The sequence below is a fragment of the Amycolatopsis lexingtonensis genome (assembly GCF_014873755.1).
Lineage (GTDB): Bacteria > Actinomycetota > Actinomycetes > Mycobacteriales > Pseudonocardiaceae > Amycolatopsis > Amycolatopsis lexingtonensis.
This window is the reverse complement of sequence record NZ_JADBEG010000001.1, coordinates 7,331,778-7,355,633: the sequence shown is the minus strand read 5'-3', so window position 1 is coordinate 7,355,633 and position 23,856 is coordinate 7,331,778. Positions and strand designations below refer to the sequence as shown.

At 72.6% G+C, this 23,856-nt stretch carries 18 protein-coding genes; 13 read left to right on the top strand and 5 right to left on the bottom strand.

The window, feature by feature from the left end:
• The first annotated feature begins 16 nt into the window (after positions 1 to 16).
• Entirely contained in the window at positions 17 to 3,058 is a 3,042-nt protein-coding gene (locus H4696_RS33915; protein ID WP_086863849.1) for an ADP-ribosylglycohydrolase family protein, read from the top strand.
• A gap of 36 nt (positions 3,059 to 3,094) precedes the next feature.
• Positions 3,095 to 5,002 (top strand): TNT domain-containing protein, encoded by a 1,908-nt coding sequence (locus H4696_RS33910; protein WP_086863850.1) that lies wholly within the window; start codon positions 3,095 to 3,097, stop codon positions 5,000 to 5,002.
• Here H4696_RS33910 and H4696_RS33905 read toward each other — a convergent pair.
• The 3 genes from H4696_RS33905 to H4696_RS33895 are packed head-to-tail and all read right to left on the bottom strand — an operon-like array spanning position 4,989 to position 8,606.
• Positions 4,989 to 5,840 (bottom strand): class I SAM-dependent methyltransferase, encoded by an 852-nt coding sequence (locus H4696_RS33905; protein ID WP_086863851.1) that lies wholly within the window; start codon positions 5,838 to 5,840, stop codon positions 4,989 to 4,991. The two genes, H4696_RS33910 and H4696_RS33905, sit on opposite strands and share 14 nt — an antisense overlap.
• Positions 5,841 to 5,852: 12 nt before the next feature.
• Positions 5,853 to 7,160 carry a sensor histidine kinase gene (locus tag H4696_RS33900; protein WP_086863852.1) on the bottom strand — a complete coding sequence of 436 codons (1,308 nt, stop codon included), beginning with the start codon at positions 7,158 to 7,160 and terminating at the stop codon, positions 5,853 to 5,855.
• A 3-nt stretch (positions 7,161 to 7,163) separates the two neighbouring features.
• Positions 7,164 to 8,606: a CCA tRNA nucleotidyltransferase gene (locus H4696_RS33895; RefSeq protein WP_086863853.1), complete on the bottom strand. Its 1,443-nt coding sequence runs from the start codon at positions 8,604 to 8,606 to the stop codon at positions 7,164 to 7,166.
• Between the two features lie 101 nt (positions 8,607 to 8,707).
• Here H4696_RS33895 and H4696_RS33890 point away from each other — a divergent pair, with 101 nt between their 5' ends.
• Both H4696_RS33890 and H4696_RS33885 read left to right on the top strand, forming a co-directional pair.
• Positions 8,708 to 9,250 carry an NUDIX hydrolase gene (locus H4696_RS33890; RefSeq protein WP_163046934.1) on the top strand — a complete coding sequence of 181 codons (543 nt, stop codon included), beginning with the start codon at positions 8,708 to 8,710 and terminating at the stop codon, positions 9,248 to 9,250.
• Positions 9,247 to 11,400: a DUF6049 family protein gene (locus tag H4696_RS33885; RefSeq protein WP_086863855.1), complete on the top strand. Its 2,154-nt coding sequence runs from the start codon at positions 9,247 to 9,249 to the stop codon at positions 11,398 to 11,400. Before H4696_RS33890 ends, H4696_RS33885 begins: the two co-directional genes overlap by 4 nt.
• A 124-nt stretch (positions 11,401 to 11,524) precedes the next feature.
• On the opposite strand, the gene H4696_RS33880 is transcribed toward H4696_RS33885, so the two are convergent.
• Entirely contained in the window at positions 11,525 to 12,325 is an 801-nt protein-coding gene (locus H4696_RS33880; RefSeq protein WP_192782679.1) for a hypothetical protein, read from the bottom strand.
• Between the two features lie 426 nt (positions 12,326 to 12,751).
• On the opposite strand from H4696_RS33880, the gene murJ reads away from it, so the two are divergent.
• From murJ to H4696_RS33845, 7 genes are all read left to right on the top strand, one after another.
• Entirely contained in the window at positions 12,752 to 14,557 is a 1,806-nt protein-coding gene (gene murJ, locus H4696_RS33875; RefSeq protein WP_211299621.1) for a murein biosynthesis integral membrane protein MurJ, read from the top strand.
• A gap of 82 nt (positions 14,558 to 14,639) precedes the next feature.
• Positions 14,640 to 16,229 (top strand): protein kinase family protein, encoded by a 1,590-nt coding sequence (locus H4696_RS33870; RefSeq protein ID WP_086857093.1) that lies wholly within the window; start codon positions 14,640 to 14,642, stop codon positions 16,227 to 16,229.
• 31 nt (positions 16,230 to 16,260) lie between these two features.
• The gene (gene sigM / locus H4696_RS33865; protein WP_086857094.1) at positions 16,261 to 16,884 is read left to right on the top strand and encodes an RNA polymerase sigma factor SigM; all 624 of its coding nucleotides are present in this window, start codon (positions 16,261 to 16,263) and stop codon (positions 16,882 to 16,884) included.
• On the top strand, positions 16,881 to 17,660 hold the full coding sequence (locus H4696_RS33860) for a hypothetical protein (RefSeq protein ID WP_086857095.1): 780 nt from the start codon (positions 16,881 to 16,883) through the stop codon (positions 17,658 to 17,660). Before sigM ends, H4696_RS33860 begins: the two co-directional genes overlap by 4 nt.
• A gap of 79 nt (positions 17,661 to 17,739) precedes the next feature.
• The gene (gene trxB, locus H4696_RS33855; protein WP_086857096.1) at positions 17,740 to 18,732 is read left to right on the top strand and encodes a thioredoxin-disulfide reductase; all 993 of its coding nucleotides are present in this window, start codon (positions 17,740 to 17,742) and stop codon (positions 18,730 to 18,732) included.
• Between the two features lie 35 nt (positions 18,733 to 18,767).
• On the top strand, positions 18,768 to 19,091 hold the full coding sequence (gene trxA / locus H4696_RS33850) for a thioredoxin (protein WP_020642536.1): 324 nt from the start codon (positions 18,768 to 18,770) through the stop codon (positions 19,089 to 19,091).
• A 272-nt stretch (positions 19,092 to 19,363) separates the two neighbouring features.
• The gene (locus H4696_RS33845; RefSeq protein ID WP_086857097.1) at positions 19,364 to 20,512 is read left to right on the top strand and encodes an N-acetylmuramoyl-L-alanine amidase; all 1,149 of its coding nucleotides are present in this window, start codon (positions 19,364 to 19,366) and stop codon (positions 20,510 to 20,512) included.
• Positions 20,513 to 20,730: 218 nt separating this feature from the next.
• On the opposite strand, the gene H4696_RS33840 is transcribed toward H4696_RS33845, so the two are convergent.
• A complete protein-coding gene (locus H4696_RS33840) occupies positions 20,731 to 21,375 on the bottom strand; it encodes a GNAT family N-acetyltransferase (RefSeq protein WP_086857098.1) in 645 nt (214 codons plus the stop codon).
• Positions 21,376 to 21,563: 188 nt separating this feature from the next.
• Here H4696_RS33840 and H4696_RS33835 point away from each other — a divergent pair, with 188 nt between their 5' ends.
• The gene (locus tag H4696_RS33835) at positions 21,564 to 22,883 is read left to right on the top strand and encodes an aminotransferase-like domain-containing protein (protein ID WP_086857099.1); all 1,320 of its coding nucleotides are present in this window, start codon (positions 21,564 to 21,566) and stop codon (positions 22,881 to 22,883) included.
• Positions 22,884 to 22,911: 28 nt separating this feature from the next.
• A complete protein-coding gene (locus H4696_RS33830; RefSeq protein WP_086857100.1) occupies positions 22,912 to 23,856 on the top strand; it encodes a D-alanine--D-alanine ligase family protein in 945 nt (314 codons plus the stop codon).

Here is a 23,856-nt window from a genome sequence, read left to right as displayed (position 1 = left end):
CCCGAGGATGGGGAGAATGGAAGAACAGGAAGCCGTCGCTCGCGTGCGGGAGTGGTTGCGCACGCGACCGGGCGGCGACCGGCTGCGGATCCGCGCGGAGTTCACCGTGCGCCGGCCGGACGGCTGGCGCTTCACGGTCAACGCGGCCGACTACCTGGACGGCACCGACATCGGCGCCGGACTGGTCCCGAGCCCGGTGGTGTTCGTGCCGGACGACGGCGGCGAGATCACGCTCGACCAGGCGTCGATGGCGAGCACGCCCGCCGAGGCCGAGTGGCGGCCCGACGTCGACCCCGAGTTCGACGAGAAGGCGTTCCCGGACCTCCCCCTGCGCGCGATCCGCGGCTGGACCCGGTCGACCGGCGAGTACCGGGTCAACGAGCAGTACACGCCGGGCCCGGTCTGGCGCGGGTTCCCGGTGCCCGCCACCGACGCCGCGAAGCTGCTGAACTACCTGGCCGTCGGCTGGATCAGCCGGCCCGAGTTCGCCCACGCGCTGCTCGACTGCGAAGTGCTCGTGCCGCTGCCGGACGGTGAGCCGCTGGTGCGGCCGGTGCCCGCCACCGGCGAACGCGAAGTCATCGCCTACAGCTCGTCGGCGCTGGTTCCCGGGCGCTACCCGCGCCGGTGGCGGGTGCCGGTCCGGGAGCTGCCGCCGTCCGCCGGGCTGACGCTCGACCCGGGCACCGGGCTGGTCCGCAGCCTGACCGCGGCGGAATTGGGGGCGACCGGCGAGCGCGGTCCCCGGATCGAGGAGCCCGCGCCGGAAGCCGGGCCCGCGGTCGCCGAGGCACTGCCCGCGCTGGTCGAGGAGTTCGGCGTCGAGCCGCCCGACCTGCTCGAACGGCACCTGCGGTACGCGGTCAACCACGCCCGCGACCACCACTTCGAGCTGACGCCCGAGGAGTGCGTCCGCTACCTGCGCGGGTTCGCCTGGCAGTACCGCAACGGCGTCCGGCGCCGCGCGGGCCAGGCCCCGGAATGGCCCGCCGACCTGGGCGCAAACGGCCTGATCGCGCACGTCGGCGAGGACGCGCAGCCGCGGCCCGTGCCGTGGACGTTCGGGAAGTTCTCCGCCTTCGGCACCCCGTCCGGCCGCTTCGCGTGGCACCGGATCGTCGGCGCGTACGCCGGCTTCGCGATCGGTGACGCGCTGGGTGGCGGCGCCGACCCGGCCGGCCCGCTGCCGCTGGGCGGGCTGACACGCCACCTGCTGTTCCACACCGACATCGTGCTGCGCGGCCTGCCGCCGGTGCCGACCGGCGAAGTCCCGGCCACGCTGCCCGAACCGGACCCGGTCGGCTGGCTCGCCGTCGCGACCCGGCACGCCGGGCCGCCGCCCGCGGAGTTCTCCGCGCTGCTGGCCACGGCGCTGGCCGCGACCCCGGCCGGCGCGGTCGCGCTCGCCGACGTCGACGGCGAGCGGTACGCGAAGGACGTCGCCCGCGAGCTGATCGGCAGCGGCGCCGGGGCCGAGGTCACCGAAGGCGTCGAGCTGCTGATCGCGGTGTTCCAGGCCCTGCTGACCCGCGACGCGTTCGCCTTGCCGGTGCACGTCCGCCTGCGGGAAGTGGGTGGCGACCTGGCCGCGTCGACGCTGGCGCTGCGCGAAGACCGCGACGCCGACGACGTCACCCAGCTCGAAAGCATCGGCGACGGCCGGAGCGTGCGCTCGGTGCTCGGCCGCGCGCTGTTCGCCGCGGCCAAGCGCGGCTACGACCCCGCGGCCGCGATCACGCTCGCCGCGCGGTCCGGCCCGGTGGCCGGCGCGCTCGCCGGTGCGCTGGTCGGCGCCCGTGGCGGCCTGCCGGGCCTGCCCTGGGTGACCTCGCTGCCCGACCTCGGGCTGGTGGAAGACATCGCGAGCGACGTCTTCTGGTACTTCAACCGCAACGGCCTCCAGACGGAGACCGCCGAACACGCGCGTTGGGAGCGCCGGTACCCGAGCGGCCGGTTCACCCCGCGACCGAAGGGACCGGACTTGCGATCGCGACTGCGGGGCAGCCTGCTGGCCGGGGCGATCGGCGACGCGCTGGGCGCCAAGACGGAGTTCGACTCGATCGACCGGATCCGCGAGCTCGCCGGGCCGGCCGGGATCACCGACTTCATCCCCGCGTACGGCGGTGTCGGCCGGATCACCGACGACACGCAGATGACGCTCTTCACGCTCGAAGCGCTGATCCGGGCGCACGCCCAGCGGCGGCGGACCGGCTCGGCCGACGTCGTGCACTCGCTGCAGCTGGCCTACCAGCGCTGGCTGCACACGCAGGGCGTCGCGTGGGACCGGGCGCGCGGGCCGCAGTCGGCCGTCGAAGCGCCGGACGGCTGGCTGATCACCCACCAGGAGCTGTTCAGCCGCCGCGCCCCGGGCTTGACCTGCTTCGGCGAGCTCGAGGCGTACGGCCGCTCGGGCGTCCGCGGCACCATCGAACGGCCGATCAACAACTCGAAGGGCTGCGGCGGCGTGATGCGGGCCGCGCCGATCGCGTTGTGGTCGGACGACCTCGCCGAGGTGTTCCGGCTCGGTGCCGAGAGCGCGGCGCTGACCCACGGTCACCCGAGCGGGTATTTGTCGTCCGGGTGCTTCGCGGTGGTCGTGCACGAGTTGCTGCACGGAAAGCCGCTGCTCGACGCGGTCGCGACGGCGCGGGCCGAGCTGGTGAAGTACGCGGGGCACGAGGAGCAGAGCGCGGCACTCGACGCGGCGCTCGCGCTGGCGGAGCAGGGCCCGCCGACGCCGGAGAAGCTCGAGACGCTCGGGCAGGGCAACGTCGGCGAGACCGCGCTGTCGATGTCCGTGTACGTCGCGCTGACCACCACCGACGCGGACACGGCGTTGCTCGCGGCGGTCAACCACAGCGGGGACAGCGACTCGACCGGCTCGGTCTGCGGCAACCTCGTCGGCGCGATGTACGGCGAGGAAGCACTGCGGAAGAGCTGGCTGGAGCAGCTGGAGCTCCGCGACGTCATCATCGGCCTGGCGGACGACGCGATCACCGAGTTCGGCCCGGGTGCGCCCGGCGACGACCGGTGGTTCGCTCGGTACCCGGTCGACTAGATTTCCTGGGGTCACTGGGGCAGGGGAGGACAAAACGTGCGTTACCGGGTTGAGGTGGCCGAACGCCCGGACGGCCTGTACGCGACGTGGGGCGAGGGGACGTTCCGCGCGCAGCGGTCCACCACGGACGGCACAGTGCTGCTGTCCGTGCTGCCGGAGGAAGAGGCGCCGGACGGGTTCGACAAGGAGCACGACGGGCGGCCGGCGCGAGTGGTGCCGGCGAGCGAGGTGCCGTCGACGTTCACGCTGCGCACCTTCGCCGAGTACGACGGGGAGGTCTTCGAGGTCGCTCCGGGCGAGCGGCCCGAGCTGACCCTGCGCTGGGTCCACGACGACAGCGTCCGCGCGGCGCAGCTGGGGCTGACCGACTTCTCCGTCACCGTGCCGGCCAAGCAGGTCACGGCGTTGTGGCAGACGCGGCTCGACTTCACGGAAGCGCCGGAGGCGCGGCCGCAGCCGGGCACCGGCGACCAGAACGCGCTGCTGCGCGCGATCGGCCGGACGCTGCTGCACACCGTGCCGGGCGGCTGGTCGCGGGTCGGGGCGCAGTTCCGGCAGGTCGGCGACTACGCGGAGATCGAGGTCCGCGCGGTCGGCGACGAAGACGGCCCGGTGTCGGTTTCGCTGCCCGCCGCGCCCCGGCTCGGCGGGCTCTTCGCGCGGCTGCGCGCCGCGATGTTCCAGCCCGAAGCCGGCACCTGGTTCCAGGGTACGTTCACGCTCGACTCGGCGTCGTCGTTCGACTTCGACTTCGACGCCGACCGCGAGCCGGACTGGCGGGTGCCGCCCAACGACGGCGGGCGGCCGTCGACCGCCGCCTACGAGCTGGAGCTGGCGACCTACCCGCGCGCGCCGAAGCACATGCCGCCGTGGCTGACCGCGAAGGCCGGGCTCCCGCTGGACATCGCGTTCCGCCTCGCGCGGGCCGCGGACTCGCACACCGAGGGCGAACGTCCGGTGGTCAACCGGCCGCCGGTGCCGCCGGACCAGATCCGCGGGGTGCTCGACTACCTGTTCCGCTCGCCGGTCGCGCTGCACCGGCCGGCGCCGCTGCCGGACATCTTCGGCGTGCCGGGCGCCAAACCGGACGTGCCGAACGCGTTCCACACCGACGGCACCTGGATCTGGCCCGCCGCCGTGCCACACTACCTGCGCAAGTACGGGGTGCCGCCGGAGCCGGAGCTGGTCGAGCACATCCGGGCGGCCGGGTTCCGCCCGCCGTTCGTCGGCGAGCTCGTGCGCGCGACGGCGGAGGCGGAGGTCAACGGCACGCCGAGGCCGGCGCAGACGCCCGCCGACCTGCCGGACGAGCGCGCGCTGACCCGCGTCGCCCGCGGCGAGCAGGTGCGGAACCTGCGCGGCGCGGAGACGCTGGAGCTGCTCCAGCAGCGGCTGGCCGAGCACGGCGTGCCGGCCGCGGCCTACCGGATCGGGGCGAACGAGGTGCCCGCCGAGGGCGTCTGGACGCTCCGCCGCGCCGAGAACGGCTGGGAGGTCTCGCGGCCGCCGTTCGACGAGCCGGTGGCGTTCGGCTCGCTCGGCGACGCGGCCCGGTTCCTGCTCGGCGTGCTGCTGATGCTGCCGCCGCGCCCGGCCGAGGAGTCCGACCAGCCCGCCGACTGGCCGATCCTGCCGATGCGCGGCGAACCGCCGTTGAACTTCTACCGCGGCAAGCGCCTGATCACGCTCGCGCCGGGCACCACGGTCGTCCGGTTCGGCAACGAGACCGGCAACCTGGTGCACGCCGCGGGCACGCGGTTCGTCGAGACGGCGCTGGCCTTCGAGCGGGAGCGGGAGAAGCGGCTGTACCGGGTGCAGCGCGCGGTGCGGGTGCTGACCGGCGTGACGGCGCCGTGGAGCGGGATGCCGGGCGGCGCGGTCGCCTACCTGCTGCCGCGGCCGCTCGCCCAGCACCTCGAGACGGGCTCGCTCAGCAGGCAGTGATCAGGACGGCGGGCGACCACCAGTAGTCGGCGAGCGGGGTGACGTCGACGTCGGTGAAGCCCGCCGTCTTCAGCTGCTCGGCCCAGCCCGCGGCCGGGTGCTCCCAGTTCGTCCGCTCCTGCCCGGAGACGATCCCGAGCAGCACCGGCAGCAGGAAACCCTGCGCGACCAGGGAGGCGTCGTCGCCGTACTCGGCGACCCCGCGCTCGTAGCGCTCGACGAGCGAGCGCAGGTGCGCCGGCGAGCCTTCCTCGAACTCGGGGACGTCGAACTCGGCGATGACCAGCTTCCCGCTGCGCAGCTGCAGCGCCCGCAGCACCTCGGCGCGCTGCTCCGGCTCGATGGACTGCAGCGCGAACGTCGACTGGACGAAGTCCCACCCGAGGTCGTCGCGGGCCAGGAAGTCCTGGGCGGTCGACTGCCAGCACTGGGCCGACGGCACCCGCTCGTGGACGCCCTCGAGCAACGCGGCCGACGGCTCGACGAGGTCGATCCGCGCCGGGGTGTGCGCCGCCTGCTCCAGCGCGGGCACGACCGCGAGGCCGTCCCCGCAGCCCAGGTCGAGCAGCGATTCGGGCTTCCCGGCGTCGTAGCGCTCGGCGAGCGCGGCGCTCAGCGCCCGGTACAGGCCGACGTTGCCGCCACCGCGGATGAACGCCGTGAACGCGCCCGGCTGGTCGTACACCGGCGCCGAGCCGTCTCCGCCCAGGTAGGCCCGCAGTTCGTCGGCCAGCGAAGAGCCGGCGCGCCCGGCTCGGGCGGCGAGGTCGGCGGCTTGGTCGCGGTCACCGGCGCGGTAGGCGGCGAGAGCGTCGGCGAGCAGCTCGATCGAGGTCATGGTCAGGAGATATCAGAACGGGACCCACAACGTCACTCGCGTGCCGCCCCCGGCGAGTCCCGACTCGACCCGCGAGGTGCCGCCGACCTCGGCCAGGCGTGCGGTGATGGACTCGCTGATGCCGAACCCGGCCGGGTGATCGGCGGCGCTGAAACCGCTGCCGTGGTCGCGGGTAATCACCGCGATGCCGCCGTCGCGTTCTTCGACCCGGACCACCACCCGGTCGGTGCCCGAGTGCTTCATCGTGTTCCGCAGGGCCTCGCGCACGGCGTCGCGGATGGCGATCTGCCGGACCTCGGAAAGCGTGTCGTTGTCCAGCTCCGCGACCACGAGCTGGGCGCGCAGGCCGTCACGCGCCATCTCGGCGGCGAGCGCGGCGAGCTTCTCGCCCAGCGGCCGGGCCCCCGCCTCGGCCCGCTCGGACTTCGCCGACTCGATCGTGTGCCGGATCTCCATCGCCTGCGCCCGGGCGAGCCGCTGGATCTCGACCAGCCGCTCTTCGGGGTTCGCCGTGCCGGACAGCGCCATCGCCTCGAGCGTCTGCAGCACGGTGTCGTGCAGCATCCGGTGCTGCTGGGCGCGCTCGGCGAGCCGTCCGTTGCGGGTGCCGTACGCCAGCGCCAGCCGCGTGCCGAGGCCGGTCAGCAGCAGGGCGGCGGTGGCCAGGAACAGCTCCGCGAGCAGCACCGAGTACGTCGAGAACGCGGCGCCGACCTCGAACCGGCCGGTGTTCAGCCAGTTCGCGAGCATCCGCAGCGGGAAGCTCGCCAGCCCGAACACCAGGCCGCTCGGGACGCCCAGCGCGAGCGTCAGCAGCCCGGCCTCGCCGAACAGGTGGACGCTGCTCACCGCCAGCGCGTCGGAGTAGCCGTCCGACGGCACGGTCACGGCGAGGACGAGCGGCGAGAGCACGGTGAAGACCAAGTCGACCGCGAGGAGCTTCCCGGCGTCCCGGCCGCGGAACGGCGCCGAGCGGAACATCCAGCGGAGGCCGATCACGTTCAGCGCGACCGACAGCAGCGTGAACACCCCGACCGGCAGCAGCCCGGTCGTGCCGTGGCGGAAGGCGTAGGCGCCGAACTGGCCGGGCACGGCGAGCAGCCGGTAGGCCAGCGGGATGAGCACGACGTACCGGGTGGCGCGCAGCAGCAGGCCGTCGCGCTCGCTCGGGTCGATCGGGCCGTTCATCTGCGAAATGCGCCGGAGCGCGTGCATGGGCGCCGGGTCGGCGATCTCGTCGGGGAGCTCGCTCGTGGCGGTGGCGATCGCGGGGGCGCCGCGGCGCATCAGCGCCACCAGGAAGCTGCCCCCGCCCGGCACGGCTCAGCCGTTCCCGACGCCGTTTTCCGCGGCCCACTGCTTGAGCTCGGCCACGGCCTCGTCGTGCTCCAGCGGCCCCCGGTCCAGGCGGAGGTCCTTGAGGAACTTCCACGCCTTCCCGACGTCCGGCCCCGGCTTGAGGCCGAGCAGCTCCATGATCTGCTCGCCGTTGAGGTCCGGGCGGACGCGGTCGAGGTCTTCCTTCGCCTTCAGCGCCGTGATCCGGGCCTCGAGGTCGTCGTACGTCGCCTGCAGCGCGGCCGCCTTCCGGCGGTTGCGCGTGGTGCAGTCGGCGCGGACCAGCTTGTGCAGCCGGGTCAGCAGCGGCCCGGCGTCGGTGACGTACCGGCGGACCGCCGAGTCCGTCCACTCGCCCTTGCCGTAGCCGTGGAACCGCAGGTGGAGGAACACGAGCTGGGAGACGTCGTCGACGATCTCCTTGGAGTACTTGAGCGCCCGCAAACGTTTGCGGGCCATCCGCGCGCCGACCACCTCGTGGTGGTGGAAGCTCACGCCGCCGCCCGGCTGGAACTCCCGCGTCGCCGGCTTCCCGGCGTCGTGCAGCAGCGCCGCCAGCCGCAGGATCAGATCGGGTCCGGAGGCCGGCTCGTGCGAAGTCTCCAGCTCGATCGCCTGGGCGAGCACGGTCAGCGAGTGCTGGTAGACGTCCTTGTGCTGGTGGTGCTCGTCCATGGCCAGCCGCATCCCGGGCACCTCGGGCAGCACCCGGTCGGCCAGCCCGGTGTCGACCAGCAGCTCCAGGCCCGGCCGCGGGTCGGCGGCCAGCAGCAGCTTCGACAGCTCGGCCTGCACGCGCTCGGCGGTGATCCGGTCGATCTCGCCCGCCATCGACGTCATCGCGTCGACCACCCGCGGCGCGGCGGTGAAGCCGAGCTGCGCGGCAAACCGGGCGGCCCGCAGCATCCGAAGCGGGTCGTCGGCGAACGACTCCTGCGGCGTCGCCGGGGTGTCCAGGACCTTCTCCCGGAGCGCGCTCAGCCCGTCGTGCGGGTCGATGAACGTCCCCGACGCCAGCTCGACGGCCATCGCGTTGACCGTGAAGTCGCGGCGGAGCAGGTCACCCTCGATGCTGTCGCCGAACGTGACCTCGGGGTTGCGGCCGACGCGGTCGTAGCTGTCCGCGCGGAAGGTCGTGATCTCGAGCTGCATGCCCTTCTTGGTCACGCCGATCGTGCCGAAGGCGATCCCGACGTCCCAGACCGCGTCGCCCCACTCGCTGACGATCTTCAGCACCCGGTCGGGCCGGGCGTCCGTGGTGAAGTCGAGGTCGCCGGACCGCCGGCCGAGCAGCGCGTCGCGCACACTGCCACCGACCAGGTAAAGGCGGTGGCCGGCACTGGCGAACCGCTCCGCCAGTTCCTCGGCCAGGGGGGAGACCCGCATCAGCTCCACCACCGCGTTCTGCTTGACGACCACGTCGTTCACGAAAATCCCACTACGTTCCAGGTGCGCTTGCTCCGAGCACCGCCGGACACGGACACGGAGAGCCAGCCTACCGGGGCAACCGTTTGCTCTAGCATCGCAGCATGTCTGGATCAGCCGGCCGACCCGGCGCCTCGAAGCCGCGCAGGCGGCGAAGGCGTCAGCGCGGCAGGCGCCTGACCACGGTCGACGAGACGTCGGCCGGTGGCCTCGTGGTGGACGCGGCACGCGAACAGGCGGTGCTGATCGGCCGGCTCGACCGGCACGGCAGACTGCTGTGGTCGCTGCCCAAGGGCCACATCGAGGACGGTGAGACGGTGGAACAGACGGCCGTGCGCGAGGTGAAGGAGGAAACCGGCATCTCCGCGCGCGTCATGCGGCCACTGGGCACCATCGACTACTGGTTCGTGGCCGAGCGGCGGCGCATCCACAAGACCGTCCACCACTTCCTGCTCGAGGCGCTCGGCGGTGAGCTGTCCGACGAGGACGTCGAGGTCACCGAGGTGGCCTGGGTCCCGCTCGCCGAGCTGGAGACCAAACTCGCCTACTCCGACGAGCGCAAGCTCGTCCGGAAGGCCAAGGAACTTTTCGCGCGCCCGGACGTCCACGGACGAGACGAGCACGCCCCTGAGGGAGCCCCCGAGTGAAGCGGTTCGCCGCAGCCTTCCTTTCCGTCCTCTTCCTGGCCGTCCCCGCCTTCGCCGGAGCCTCGGTGGCCCAGGCGGAAGAGGGCGCCCGCCTGCGCGTCGACCTGGACCAGCTCGCCCCGCGCGTGATCACCGGGTCGACGACGACGCTGACCGTCGCGGGCACGGTGACCAACACCGGCGACCGGAAGATCACCCGGCCGCAGGTCCGCCTGCAGGTCGGCGAGCGGGTCACGACCTCGCGCGGGGTCAACGACGTGCTCTCCGGCGCCGTCATCAAGGACAGCCCGCTGACCGATTTCGCCCCGGTCGCGGACGCGCTGGACCCCGGGCAGAGCGCGCCGCTGAACATCACGGTGAACCTGACCGGGACGCGGGCGGAGCGGTTCGGCCGCCCCGGCGTCTACCCGCTGCTGGTGAACGTGAACGGCACGCCGGAGTTCGGCGGGCCCGCACGGCTCGGCGCGGTCAGCATGCTGATGCCGGTGCTGACCGCCCCCGGCAAGCAGTCGAGCGGCCACGCGGGCGCGCCGAGCATGACCCTGCTCTGGCCGCTGACCAGCAGCGTCCCGCAGGTGTACGCGGCCCCGTACGGGCAGCCGCTGGTGCTGCGCGACGACCGCCTGGCCGCCGAGATCAGCGGGGACGGCCGGCTGAACGCGCTGGTCACCGCCGCGGCCTCGGCCGTGCGCGGCAGTTCGAACCTCGCGAGGTCGATGTGCTTCGCCCTCGACCCGGACCTCCTGGCCACGGTCGACGCGATGAGCCGCGGCTACCAGGTGCACACCGACGGCGGGAACGTCGACGGCAAGGGCACTGAGGCCGCGAAGACCTGGCTCGCCTCGCTCAAGACGCTGCTGACCGGCCGGTGCGTCGTGGCGCTGCCCTTCGCCGACGCCGACCTCGAGGCCGTCGCCAAGATCCGCCCGGGCGACACCTCGCTGGTGACCGGCGCGGTCTCGGGCGCGGCCACGATCCAGCAGCTGGTGGGAGTCACCACGCAGACCGGTGTGCTCTGGCCGGGCAGCACGCCGAGCGAAGCGGTGCTGGCGGCGTTGTCCCAGGCCGGCGTCCACACGGTGCTGACCGACGCGGGCAAGCTGGCGCCCGCCGCGGCCGGCGGTGGCGTCACCGTGCAGGGCAGCGCCGTGCGCGCCCAGCCGACCGACTCGCTGGTCTCGGCCGCCATGACGGGCGTGCCGAGCGTGCCCGACTCGGTCACCGTGCCGGTGAACACCGAACGGGCGATCTCGAGCCAGAACGGTCTCGGCGCCCTCGCCTTCCGGGCCGGGCTCGGCCAGCCCGCCGGCCAGGAGCGGCCCGACCACCTGCTGGTCGCCCCGCCGCGGCGCTGGGACGCGCCGGCCGCGGAGCTGACCGCGTACCTCGAGCAGGTCGGCGGCTTCATCAGCGCCGGCGTGGTCAACCCGCTCCCCCTCCCGTCGCTGCTCTCGGCCGACCCGGCAGGCACCGGCGCGGTCGGCGACGGCGGCCAGGACCCGAACGCGGCCGTCGACCCCCAGGTCGTCTCGGCGCTTTCGGCCGTGGACGGCCAGGCCACCGGCATGGCGTCCTCGATGCAGCTCGATGCCACCAAACGGGTGAAACCGGACGACGTCGTCGCCCCGGTCCGGCTGGCCGAGCTCCGCGGCGCGTCGACGGCGTGGCGCGGCCTGCCCGCCGACGCGGCGGCCGCGAACGCCCAGGCGGAGATCGCGGCGATCAGCGACCGCGTGAGCGTCCAGCAGCCGCGGCAGACCATCGCGCTGGCGTCCGGCAACTCCCCGCTGCCGGTGTACGTGGTGAACGACCTGCCGGTCGGCATCAACGCGCGGTTCACCCTGAGCAACAACACCGGACTGCGCGTCGACGACCGCAAGGAGGTGTCGTTCCCGGCCGGCGGCGGGCGGCAGTACCTGCTCCCCGTGGAGGCGCTGCGGGCCGGCCGGTTCAGCGTCGATGTGTCGTTGAGCACGCCGAGCAATACCCCGCTCGGGTCATCCGCGCGGTTCGAACTGACGTCCACCGAGTACGGCGCGATCACCATCATCGCCACCGTCGCCGCAGGTGTGGCGCTGCTTCTGCTCGCGTCGCGACGGATCTACCGGCGGGTAAAGGACGCCCGGGCCGGACGCGATGTAGTGGACTGATCCCTCGGCCTTCGAGTGTTCCGGGCGGTTCCCGATTACCCTTGGTCCGCACATGCGCGGCACCGGGCCGCGGCACCGGAGTAGAGCACCGAGGATTGGGCGCGCGTTGGAGAGAGAGCCGGGCTTACCACCCGAGCGTGCGAGTCGTCCTCGGCGCGAAGCCGGTCCGCCCCCGCAACGGGGGGACGGGCCGCCGCGCGCGTCGCAGCCGGTCCGCCGCCAGCAGCCGCCCCCGCCGCCACCGGAGGAGCGCGGCCGCAGGCAGCCGCCCCGCAACGGCCACACCCGCCACCTGCCGACGCCGGACGACGCCCCACCGCGCGACCAGCGCCCGTCCCGCGACGGCCAGCCCCGCCGCGGCGACCGCCCCCCGGCCGACGACCGCCCTGTCCGCGGCGAGCGGCCCCCCGCCGACGACCGCCAGCGGCGTCGAGGTCGTGATGACCTCCCGCCGCGCGCTGACCGCCCGGCTCGGGACGACGTCCCGCCCCGCGCCCCTCGGGGTGACCGCCCCCGCCGCGACCCCCACGGCGAGCGGCCTCGCGACGACTGGCCCCCGGACGACCGGCCTCGCGAGGACTGGCCGCCGGACGAGCGCGCCCCCCGAGGCGACCGGCCCGCGGACGGCCGCGTCCCCCGCGGCGACCGACCTGTCGACGACCGCGCCCTCCGCGAGGACCGGCCGCAGCGCCGCGCTCCGCAAGGCCCGCCCCCGCAGCAACCCCCGCCGCGCGGGGGACAGCCGCCTCGCGGCGCCGGTGGCCCCGCGCCGACCCGCGTTCAGCCCGTACCGCCGCTCCCGCCGCAGCCGGGCGGCCCACCCCCGGGCGGCGACCGGCTCGGTGGCCTGCAGCCAGGCCAACCCCTCAGCGGCGCCCAGCCGGTCACCTCCCAGCCAGGCGGCCTGCCGCCCAACGCTGCCCAACCGATCGCACCGCCGCACGCCCAGCCACCGAGCGGCCCGCAGCCCCAAAACCAGCCGAGCGGCGACCGGCTCGGTGGCCTGCAGCCGGGCCAGCCGCTGAGCGGCGCCCAGCCCGTCACGTCACAGCCAGGCGGCCTGCCGCCCAGCGCCGCCCAACCGATCGCACCGCCCCAAGGCCAGCCACCGAGCGGCCCGCAGCCCCAAGGCCAGCCGAGCGGCGACCGGCTGGGTGGTTTGCAGCCGGGCCAGCCGCTGAGCGGCGCCCAGCCCGTCACATCGCAGCCGGGCGGCCCCGGCCCGCACCAGGGACGGCTGCCCCAGCCGAGCCCGCCCGCGACCCCGCCACCCGGCGTCCCGGCTCCCGGCACCCCGCCGCCGGGCACGCCGGTCCCGCCGCGCGGTCGCGGCGCGCGTCGTCCGGCGCCGGTGCGGCCGTGGCAGGAGGAGGCCCAGCGCCCGCCCGACCCGGAGGCCACGCGGTTCATCCCGCGCACCGCCGGCGTCCCGATGAACTCGCGGTGGCCGGTCGCCGACCCGGACGTGATGCGCCCGTACGACGCGCTGGCCACCCAGGTCATGCCGGCGCTCAAGGGGCCGCTGGTCAAGCCCCGGCCGGACGGGGAAGCGCCGGAGGCGCCGGCCAAGGCGCCGTCGCTGGCGAAGGCGTCCGGCCGGATGGCGATCGCGTCGCTGATCAGCCGGATCACCGGCTTCCTGTGGAAGCTGCTGCTGGTCGGCGCGATCGGCCAGGGCATCGCGAACGACTCGTTCAACGTCGCCAACACGATGCCGAACATCATCTTCGAGCTGCTGATGGGTGGCGTGCTCGCGAGCGTCGTGGTGCCACTGCTGGTGCGTTCGCAGGACGACCCCGACGGCGGCGCGGCCTACACCCAGCGACTGATCACGGTGGCGTTCTCGCTGCTGCTGGTCGGCACGGTGGTGGCGGTGATCGCGGCGCCGGCGTTCACGAGTCTCTATGTCGACTCGTCCGGCAAGGCGAGCGCGGACCTCACCACGGCGTTCGCCTACCTGCTGCTGCCCGAGATCTTCTTCTACGGGGTCTTCGCGCTGCTCTCCGCGGTGCTGAACGCCAAGCAGATCTTCGGCCCGACGGCGTGGGCGCCGGTGATCAACAACCTGGTCGTCATCTTCACGATCCTGGTCGTCTGGATCATGCCGGGCGACATCGACACCGCGAACGTGTCGATCACCGACCCCAAGGTGCTGACGCTGGGCATCGGCGTCACCGGCGGCATCGTCGCCCAGGCCCTGCTGCTGGTGCCGCCGCTGCTGCGGTCCGGCTTCCGGTTCAAGTGGCGCTGGGGCATCGACAAGCAGATGAAGGAGTTCGGCGGCCTCGCGCTCTGGATCCTCGGCTACGTCGCCGTCAGCCAGATCGGCTACACGATCAACACGCGCGTGCTGACCAGCGGTTCACCCGGTGGTGTGACCGCGTACAGCAACGCCTGGCTGCTCTTCCAGCTGCCGTACGGCGTCATCGGCGTCTCGCTGCTGACGGCGATCATGCCGCGGATGAGCCGCGCGGCCGCCGACGGCGACCACAAGAAGCTGATCGGCGACCTCTCGTACGCGTCGCGGATCTCGACGGTGATGCTGGTGCCGATCTCCGCGGTGATGACCGTGGTCGGCGGTTCGATCGGCATCGCGCTGTTCACCTTCGGCAAGGGCACGGTCGAGACCGCCGAGCGGCTCGGCGACGCGCTGGCCATCTCGGCGTTCGCGCTGCTGCCGTACGCGCTGGTCATGCTTCAGATGCGGGTGTTCTACGCGATGAAGGACGCGCGCACGCCGACGCTGATCATGATCGTGATGACGCTGGTCAAGGTGCCGCTGCTGTACCTGTGCCCGGTGCTGCTGTCGCCGGACAACGTCGTGCTCGGCGTCATGATGGTCAACGCGCTGACGTTCGTGGTCGGCGCGATCCTCGGCCAGGTGTGGCTCTGGGTGACGCTGGGCAACCTGCGGAGCAAGCGGGTGATCGGCGTGATCCTGTTCACGGTGGTCGCGAGCGTGCTCGGGGTCGCCGCCGCGTGGGTCGCGGGCAAGCTCGTGCCGGACTCGTTCGGGCCGACTTTCGGTGCGTGGGCCAAACTTCTCCTGCAGAGCGTCGTGGGCATCGTCGTCTCGTTCGGCGTGCTGATGGCGCTGAAGGTGGAAGAGCTGAAACCGGCCACTTCGAGGTTCACCCGGTTGATCAAGCGCGGGTAACGATTCCGGTACGGATGGCGACGACTCGTGCGTCGTATTCTGGGTACCCTCGACAGCGGGGATCGAGCGGGAGCGAGTGAGGGTGGACACGAGGCGGAGCGAACAGGCGGGGGGTGCGAACCACGTGGGCAAGGCCCAGGTCGGATCGCTGGCCCCCGGGCGTGTGGTCGGCGACGGCCGCTACCGCCTCCTCGCGCAGTTCGGCGTGGACGAGCGGGGCGACGCGCACCTCTGGCGCGCCCGGGACGGGCAGCTGAAGCGGGACGTCGCGCTGACCCTGCTGGTCGGCGACCCGGCCGACCCCGAAGCCGCCCGGCTGGCCCGGCGCACCCTCGAACGCGCCACGCACGCGTCCAAGTTCGGTCACGGCGGCGTCGCCCGCGTGCTGGACGTCCTCGCGCTCGGCAGCGGCATCACCTCCAGCGAAGGCCTGCTCGGCGTCGTCGTCGCGGAGTGGACCAAGGGCAGTGACCTGGTCGACCTCGTCGCGCAGCGCCCGGTGGCCCCCGCCGCGGCCGCGCGGATGGTGCAGGCGCTGGCCGAAGCCGTCGAGCAGGCGCACCAGAACGGGCTCGTCCTCGGGCTCGACCACCCGCAACGCCTCCGCCTGACACCGAACGGCGCGCTCAAGCTCGCGTTCCCCGGCCCGCTGCCGGAAGCCACCCTGCGCGACGACGTCAAAGCGCTCGGCGCGGTCCTCTACCTGCTGCTGACCGGCCGCTGGGCGCTGCCCGGCGGTCCGCCCGCGATCCCTGCGGCGCCGCTGTCGCCGCAGGGCCGGATCGTCCCGCCCCGCCAGCTGGTGCCGACGGTCCCGGCGGACCTGTCGTCCCTGGCCGTCCGCACCATCGAGGACGGCGGCAACGGCGGCATCCGCACCAGCGCGGCCATCCTCCGGATGCTCGACCAGGTGGCCGAGGAGGAAGAGCGCACCCAGCTGATCAAGGCCGTCGGCGGTGACCCGGCCGAGGGCGAAGGCACCGTCTGGACCACGAAGAAGCCGGTCAAGGACGTCGCCCGGCGGCGCAAGCTCGCGCTCGGCGTCACCGTGCTGGTGGTCGCGACCGTCGTCATCCTCGCCTGGGGCGGGCTGATGCTGATCAACGTCTTCCAGGGCGACTCGAAGGCGACCGGGCCGACGATCAACGTCGCCGCGCCGCCGGCGTCGAGCCAGCCCGCCGGGCCGCCGCCCTCGAGCCAGCCGGCCCCGCCGCCGTCGGCGCCCAGCGTCGGCGCTCCGGTGAAGCCGCAGGCCGTGGCCGTCTACAACCCCGAGGGCAAGGGCGACAACACCGCGCGGGCGAGGTACGCCATCGACGGCAAGCCCGATACGCAGTGGCGGACCGAGCAGTACAAGCAGCAGTTCCCGGCCGTGAAACCGGGCGTCGGGCTGGTCGTCACCTTCAAGGACCCGATCAACCTCAGCCAGGTGCAGGTGTCCGGCGGCACCGCGGGCACCAAGGTCGAGATCCGCTCGGCGACCGAGAAGAACCCCGACCTGGCCGACACGAAGGTGGTCGGCAACGGCGACCTGAAGGACGGCGACACCACGATCCCGCTGGCCCAGCCGACCCAGGGCGAGTACTTCATCGTCTGGATCACCCAGCTGGGTGGCGCCGACAACGAGTTCCAGACCGAAATCGCGGACCTGACCTTCCTGCCTGCGGGGTGACCCACCCGACAGGGTCAGTAGGCTCTGCCGGGTGACAGCTGCAGCTCCCACGGATGCGGATCTGATAGCGGCTCACGCCGCGGGGGACCCCCATGCGTTCAGCGAACTCGTCCAGCGACACCGCGACCGCATGTGGGCGGTCGCGCTGCGCACGGTCCGCGATCCCGAAGAGGCCGCCGACGCGTTGCAGGACGCGTTCATCTCGGCGTTCCGGGCCGCCGACAAGTTCCGCGCGGAGTCGCAGGTCACGACGTGGCTGCACCGGATCGTGGTGAACGCCTGCCTCGACCGGATCCGCCGCCGCCAGGCCCGCCCGACCGTGCCGCTGCCGGAGACCGGCTTCAACGAGCCGGCGTCGCCGCGCGACTCGATGGCCGAGCGGGAGACCAGCCTGCTCGTACGCGAAGCCCTCGACCAGCTGCCCGAAGACCAGCGCGCCCCGATCGTGCTCGTCGACGTCGAGGGCTACTCCGTCGCCGAGACGGCGAAGCTGCTGGGCATCGCCGAAGGCACCGTGAAGAGCCGGTGCGCGCGGGGCCGCGGAAAACTCGCGAAGGTTCTCGGGCACCTGCGGAACCCCGATGCGATTGCGAACGTCCCAACTCACGAAAGCAAACGGGCCGGGCGTCAGCCGGGTAGCGGGGAGGGACGATGACGGACGAAAGCCGGGGGATCGGGGGGACCGTCGGTCCGCCCTGGTCTGTCGACGTGCTCGCCGACCTCCACGCCGGGGTGCTGGACGACGCTCAGGCGGCCGAGCTGTGGCCGCTGGTCCACGCCGATCCGGAAGCCCGGGCGATCCTGGAGGCCCTCGACGCCACGCAGGCCGACCTGGCCTCGCTCGCGGACGCGCCCGCGCCGCCGATGCCCGCGGAGTTCGCGGCCCGGCTGGACGCGGCGCTGGCCGCCGAAGCAGCCGCCAAGTTTCCCAGCGCCCGCCAGGCAGCTCCGGCACCGCAGGACGCCCAGGTGGTGGACCTCGCGGCGGCCCGGCGGCGGCGGAACAAGCGGCTCGGCTGGGCCGGCGGGGTGCTGACCGCGGCCGCGGCGGCGATCGTCGCCGTGACGGTCGCCATCCCCGGCACGTCGCAGCAGTCCGGCACGCCGGACGTCGCCGCACCGGCGCCTTCGGGCCCCTCGGTGGGCAACGACGGCGCCGGGGCGCAGGCCCTGGTCGGCAAGGCGATCGGCGTCCGCGACTTCGGCCCGTTGAAGACCGAGGACAAGCTGGACGCGTGCATCGCGGCCGCCGGACTCGACCCGAAGGTGCGCCCGGAGGGCATCCGCCCGGTGAACGTCGGCGGCAAGGCCGGGGTGATGATCATCCTCACCACCGGCAAGCTCGCCCAGTTCCGCCTGGTGGCTTTCGGCGCGGACTGCGGGCCCGGTAATCCGGCTGTGTTGTTCGACAAGGTCGTTGGGGAGAAGTAGCGGCTGTCACGGCTGGGAACATGGCCACCTACCATCGTGTTGAGCCTGGTACACGGGTCACTACGAGCGGAGGTCACGGGTGGCTGCCGAGGAAATCAGGAACCTGATCATCGTGGGGTCGGGTCCTGCCGGATACACCGCTGCCGTCTACGCGGCACGGGCCCAGCTGGAACCGCTGGTGTTCGAGGGCACGCAGTTCGGCGGCGCGCTGATGACGACGACCGAGGTCGAGAACTTCCCCGGCTTCCGCGACGGCATCATGGGTCCCGACCTGATGGAGGAGATGCGCAAGCAGGCGGAGCGCTTCGGCGCCGAGCTGCGCGCGGAGGACGTCGAGTCGCTGGAGCTGACCGGGGACGTCAAGTACGTCCACGCGAACGGCAAGCGCTACGCCGCCCGCGCGGTCATCCTCGCCATGGGCGCGGCGGCGCGGTACCTGAACGTGCCGGGCGAGCAGGAGCTGCTCGGCCGCGGCGTCTCGGCCTGTGCGACGTGTGACGGCTTCTTCTTCCGCGACCACGACATCGTGGTCGCCGGCGGTGGCGACTCGGCGATGGAGGAGGCGACCTTCCTGACGAAGTTCGCGAAGTCCGTCACCCTGGTCCACCGGCGCGACGAGTTCCGCGCGTCCAAGATCATGCTCGAGCGCGCCCGCGCGAACGAGAAGATCAAGTGGCAGCTGAACTCGCAGATCACCGAGGTGCTCGGCGACGGCAAGGTCGAGGGCCTGCGGCTGAAGGACACCAAGGACGGCAGCGAGTCGACGCTGGACGTCTCGGGCTTCTTCGTCGCGATCGGCCACGACCCCCGCAGCGAGCTCGTGCGCGGGCAGGTCGACCTGGACGAGGACGGCTACGTCATCACCCAGGGCCGCACCTCCTACACCAACCTCGACGGCGTCTTCGCGGCCGGCGACCTGGTGGACCGCACCTACCGGCAGGCGATCACCGCCTCGGGCTCCGGGTGCAGCGCGGCGATCGACGCGGAACGATGGCTCGCGGAGCACGGCGAATCGGACGCGCACGAAGCGGCCGAGCTCGTCGGCGGCGGCTACGGCGCGGGCACCAACTGACTTTCCGGCGTTCACTCACCCCTGAAGGAGCAACCATGTCCAACACCGTGAAGGTGACCGACGCGACGTTCGTCGACGAGGTCCTGACCAGCGAAAAGCCGGTTCTCGTCGACTTCTGGGCCACCTGGTGCGGGCCGTGCAAGATGGTCGCCCCGGTGCTCGAGGAGATCGCGGCCGAGAACGGCGAGAAGCTGACCATCGCCAAGATCGACATCGACGAGAACCCGAACACGCCGCGTGACTACCAGGTGATGTCGATCCCGACGCTGATCCTGTTCCAGGGCGGCAAGCCGGTGAAGCAGATCGTCGGCGCCAAGCCGAAGGCCGCGCTGCTGTCGGACCTCGCCGACGTTCTCTGATCCCTGACACACCCGGCGGACCCGGGGCCTGCGGGAACGCTCCCGTGAGCCCCGGGTCTTCGTCGTTCGGGGGAATCACACCGATGTGGGTGAATCCAGCGTGACGAGGGCCACTTAAGGTTCGCCACGAACGGGTTCTTGACGCACCTACCGGGCCTGCGCTGTCACCGAGAGTTCGCAAGGCACAATAGAGGACCTGGGCTTGTCCCAGCGAAGGTTTTCTGCCACGCACCGAGCCCCCGAATCGGTGCCTTAGGAAGAGCGAGGAGTGCATGCGGGTACTCCGCCGCGGTGACGCCGGTCCGGACGTCGCCGAGATCAGGTCCATCCTGGCCGGGATGGACCTGCTCCCGCCGGTCACCGGTACCGGCGACTACGGCACGTTCGACGTCGCCGTCGAGCACGCCGTCCGTGCCTTCCAGCAGCGCCGTGGGCTCATCACCGACGGCGTCGTGGGTCCGGCGACGTTCCAGGCGCTCAAGGGCGCCAGCTACCACCTGGGCAGCCGTCCGCTGTCCTACATGATCGCGTCCCCGGTCCACGGCGACGACGTCTTCACGCTCCAGGAGCGGCTGACCGAGCTGGGCTTCGACGCCGGCCGCCCCGACGGCTACTTCGGCCCGGCTACCGAGCGCGCGCTCAAGACGTTCCAGCGCGACATGCGCCTGACGCCGGACGGCATGTGCGGCCCGGCGACCATCCGCGAGCTGCACCGCCTGTCCTCGCCGCGCGCCCGCGGCGGCCGCCCCGTGTTCCTGCGCGAGCAGGAGCAGGTGCGCCAGGCCGGCCCCCGGCTGCGCGGCAAGCGCATCGTGATCGACCCCGGGCACGGCGGCGACGACCTCGGTGTGGTCGCCGGGAGCCTGCGTGAGGCCGACATCGCGTGGGACCTCGCGCGCCGCCTCGAAGGCCGGATGAAGGCCACCGGCATGGAGGCGCTGATCTCCCGCGGCCCGAACCACAGCCCCACCGAGCTGGAGCGCGCCCGCTTCGCGAACGACGCGGGTGCCGACCTGTTCCTGTCCCTGCACAGCGACGGCAACCCCTCGCCGCGCGCCCAGGGCATCGCGAGCTTCCACTTCGGCACCGGCAACGGCACGACGTCGACGGTGGGCGAGCTGCTGGCCGGCTTCATCCAGCGCGAGGTCGCGGCCCGCACGGGCATGCTGGACTGCCGCACGCACTACAAGACGTGGGAGATCTTCACCCGCACCCGCTGCCCGGCGGTCCGCGTGGAGATCGGCTACCTGACGAACCCGGACGACAGCCGCAAGCTGGCCGATCCGGCGTTCCGCGACATCGTCGCCGAGGGCATCCTCATCGCCGTCAAGCGGTTGTACTTGCTCGGCGAAGGCGACCAGCCGACGGGAACGTTCACGTTCGCCGACGTCCTGGCGCACGAGCTCGCGAAGGCCGAGTAGGCCCGACCACAACCCCTAGCGGCTCACCTTCACCTGCTCCACCACACCTGGGGACGCGCGCTCGCCGTCCCCAGGGTGGCGGGCAGTTCTCCACAGCTTGTCCACCGCTCCTATCAGCGGTCTGTGGATAACTCGGCACTTCTTCCACAGTTGTGCACACGTACCCGAAAGAGCGTTTCGGGTAGCCCGAAACGCTGGCGCAAACGTTTGCGGTTCGGTCAGGCGCGGCCGAGGCTCGGCTCGGCGGTGGTGATCGTCACCTGGCCGAGGAGGCGCTCCAGCGCGGCCTCGACGTCTTCCTTCCAGGTGATCGCCGAGCGCAGCTCCAGGCGCAGGCGCGGCCACTTCTGGTGGGGGCGGACCGTCTTGAAGCCGACGCTCTGCAGGAAGGCCGCGGGCAGCACGCAGCTGTGGCCGCCGTCCGGGTCGGTCTCGTCGGGGCGCGCGTCGCCGAACGCCTCGATCGCGCGTACGCCGCGTTTGGTGAGGTCCTTGGCGACCGCCTGGACCAGCATCCGGCCGAGACCGCCACCGCGGAACTCGGGGAGCACCTGGAACGCCGTCAGCAACACCGCGTCCGCGCTCGGCGGGGACGTCGGGAAGGCCAGCGCGCGCGGGACGGCGTTCGGCGGGGCGTACAGCACGAACCCGACCGGCAGCGTGTCGCTGTAGACGATGCGGCCGCACGAGCCCCACTCGAGCAGCACGCTCGACACCCAGGCTTCCTTCTCGACCTCGGTGGCGCCGAACTCCTCCGCCTGGTTCTTCAGGTGCGGGGCGAGCTCCCAGTAGACGCACCGGCGACAGCTCTTCGGCAAGTGCTCGAGGTTGTCCAGTGTGACGCCCACGACGCGACGCGACACCCGCGACCTCCCTGACCTGCGCTCCCGACCGGCTGCCCGGTCGTCAAGCCGCGCGGAACCACAGCACGAACACGGGAGCCATGGTCGAGGATAGGCCGATGTGACGAGCGCCGAAAGGCCAGGGGTCCCGGATGGGTGCACGGTTACACTCGACAGGATCTGTTAACCGAGCCCCGGGTGAATCGTCGATGACCGAGAACCGCCCCAGCAAGCCGCACAGCGGCCGCCAGAACCTCGACCCGCACCTCGAGCGGTACGCCGCTCGCACCGCGGGGATGACCGCTTCGGAGATCCGAGCGCTCTTCGCGGTCGCCAGCCGGCCCGAGGTGGTTTCGCTGGCCGGCGGCATGCCGAACCTGGCGGCGCTCCCGCTCGACACGCTCTCGGCGCAGGTGGCGGAGATCATCGCCGAGGACGGCCTGGTGGCGCTGCAGTACGGCTCCGCGCACGGCGTCCCCGCGCTGCGCGAGCAGATCTGCGAAATCATGGCGCTCGAAGGCATCAAGGCGCACCCGGACGACGTCGTCGTGACCGTCGGCTCCCAGATGGGCCTGGACATGGTCACGCGGCTGTTCTGCGACCCCGGTGACGTCGTGATCGCCGAAGGCCCGTCCTACGTCGGCGCGCTGGGCTCCTTCGCCGCTTACCAGGCGCAGGTCGTGCACGTGGCCATGGACGACAACGGCCTGGTGCCGGAGCTCCTGCGCGAGGCGCTCGCCCAGGCGGAGAAGGCCGGCCGCCGCGTCAAGTTCCTGTACACGATCCCGAACTTCCACAACCCCGCCGGCGTCACGCTGGCCGTCGAGCGACGCGCGGAGATCCTGGAGATCTGCCGCGAGCACGGCGTCCTGGTCGTCGAAGACAACCCGTACGGGTTGCTCGGCTTCGACGGCCAGACGTACCCGGCGCTGCGCTCGACCGACCCCGACAACGTCGTGTACCTCGGGTCGTTCTCCAAGACGTTCGCCTCCGGCCTGCGCGTCGGCTGGGTGCTCGCGCCGCACGCCGTGCGCGAGAAGCTCGTGCTGGCCGCGGAGTCGGCGACGCTGTGCCCGCCGACGTTCAACCAGATGATCGTGTCGCGCTACCTGGCGACGCACGATTGGAAGGGCCAGATCAAGAAGTTCCGGGAGAACTACCGCGACCGGCGCGACGCGATGCTGTCCGCGCTGGAGCAGTACCTGCCCCCGGGCTGCTCTTGGACGAAACCGGACGGCGGGTTCTACGTCTGGGTGACGGTGCCGGAGGGCGTCGACACCAAGGCGATGCTGCCGCGCGCGGTGACCGCCCGGGTGGCGTACGCGTCCGGCACCGGCTTCTACGCCGACGGCTTCGGCAGCCGCCAGATGCGGCTGTCGTACTGCTACCCGACACCGGAGCGGATCCGCGAGGGCGTGCGGCGGCTGGCCGCCGTGCTGGAGTCCGAAATGGACCTGGCCCGTACCTTCGGTAACGTGAGCGCGCGCCAGATCCAGGGACCGCAGACGCCGTCTCCGGACACGGTCTGATTCTTTTTAGGGCTAAGGAGTTTCCACGGTGGTCGACCGTACCGTTGCCGTGCTCGCCGGCGGCCTCTCGCACGAACGCGACGTCTCGCTGAGGTCCGGGCGACGGCTCTCCGCGGCGCTCAAGTCCGAAGGCCTCGGCATCGAGGAGTGGGACACCGACGCGGGCCTGCTGGAGCGCCTGCGCACCCAGCGGCCGGACGCGGTGGTCGTCGCGCTGCACGGCGGTGAGGGCGAGAACGGCTCGGTGCAGACGGTGCTGGAGATGCTGGAGGTGCCGTTCGTCGGCACCGGCTCCCAGGGCTGCCGCCGCGCGTGGGACAAGCCGACCGCGAAGGCGCTCATCGAGAACGCCGGGTTCACGACGCCGGACTGGGTGGTGCTGCCGCACAGCACGTTCCGCGAGCTGGGCGCCCAGGCGGTGCTCGACGCGATGGTGGAGCGCCTCGGCCTGCCGCTGATCCTCAAGCCCGACCAGGGCGGCTCGGCGCTCGGCACCCAGGTGGTCCGCGAAGCCACGGAACTCCCGGCGGCGATGGTCGGCTGCTTCGCCTACGGCGACACGGTGCTCGCCGAGCGGTTCGTGGACGGCGTCGAGGTGGCCGTGACGGTCATCGAGGGGGAGGACGGGCCCGAGGCCCTCCCCGCGGTCGAGATCGTCCCGGAGAGCGGCGTGTACGACTACACGGCCCGCTACACCGCCGGCCTGACGGACTTCTTCACCCCGGCGCGTCTCGACGACGCCGCGGCCAAGGCGGTGGCCGAGCTGGCCGTCGCCGCGCACCGCGTGCTCGGACTGCGGGACATCTCCCGCACCGACGCGGTCGTCACCGCGGACGGCACGGTGCACTTCCTCGAAGTGAACCCGTCGCCGGGGCTCACCGAGACGTCGACGGTACCGATGGCGATCGAAGCCGCGGGCAAGTCGCTCGGCACGGTGTTCGGCGAACTCATCGGACGCGCGATTTCCCGCTGA

Excerpts from the sequence above, each read along its gene's own strand:
- H4696_RS33915 (WP_086863849.1), top strand. The coding sequence starts at position 17 with ATGGAAGAACAGGAAGCCGTCGCTCGCGTGCGGGAGTGGTTGCGCACG.
- H4696_RS33845 (WP_086857097.1), top strand. The coding sequence starts at position 19,364 with ATGCGGGTACTCCGCCGCGGTGACGCCGGTCCGGACGTCGCCGAGATC.
- H4696_RS33860 (WP_086857095.1), top strand. The coding sequence starts at position 16,881 with ATGACGGACGAAAGCCGGGGGATCGGGGGGACCGTCGGTCCGCCCTGG.
- H4696_RS33835 (WP_086857099.1), top strand. The coding sequence starts at position 21,564 with ATGACCGAGAACCGCCCCAGCAAGCCGCACAGCGGCCGCCAGAACCTC.
- H4696_RS33890 (WP_163046934.1), top strand. The coding sequence starts at position 8,708 with ATGTCTGGATCAGCCGGCCGACCCGGCGCCTCGAAGCCGCGCAGGCGG.
- H4696_RS33905 (WP_086863851.1), bottom strand. The coding sequence starts at position 5,840 with ATGACCTCGATCGAGCTGCTCGCCGACGCTCTCGCCGCCTACCGCGCC.
- trxA (WP_020642536.1), top strand. The coding sequence starts at position 18,768 with ATGTCCAACACCGTGAAGGTGACCGACGCGACGTTCGTCGACGAGGTC.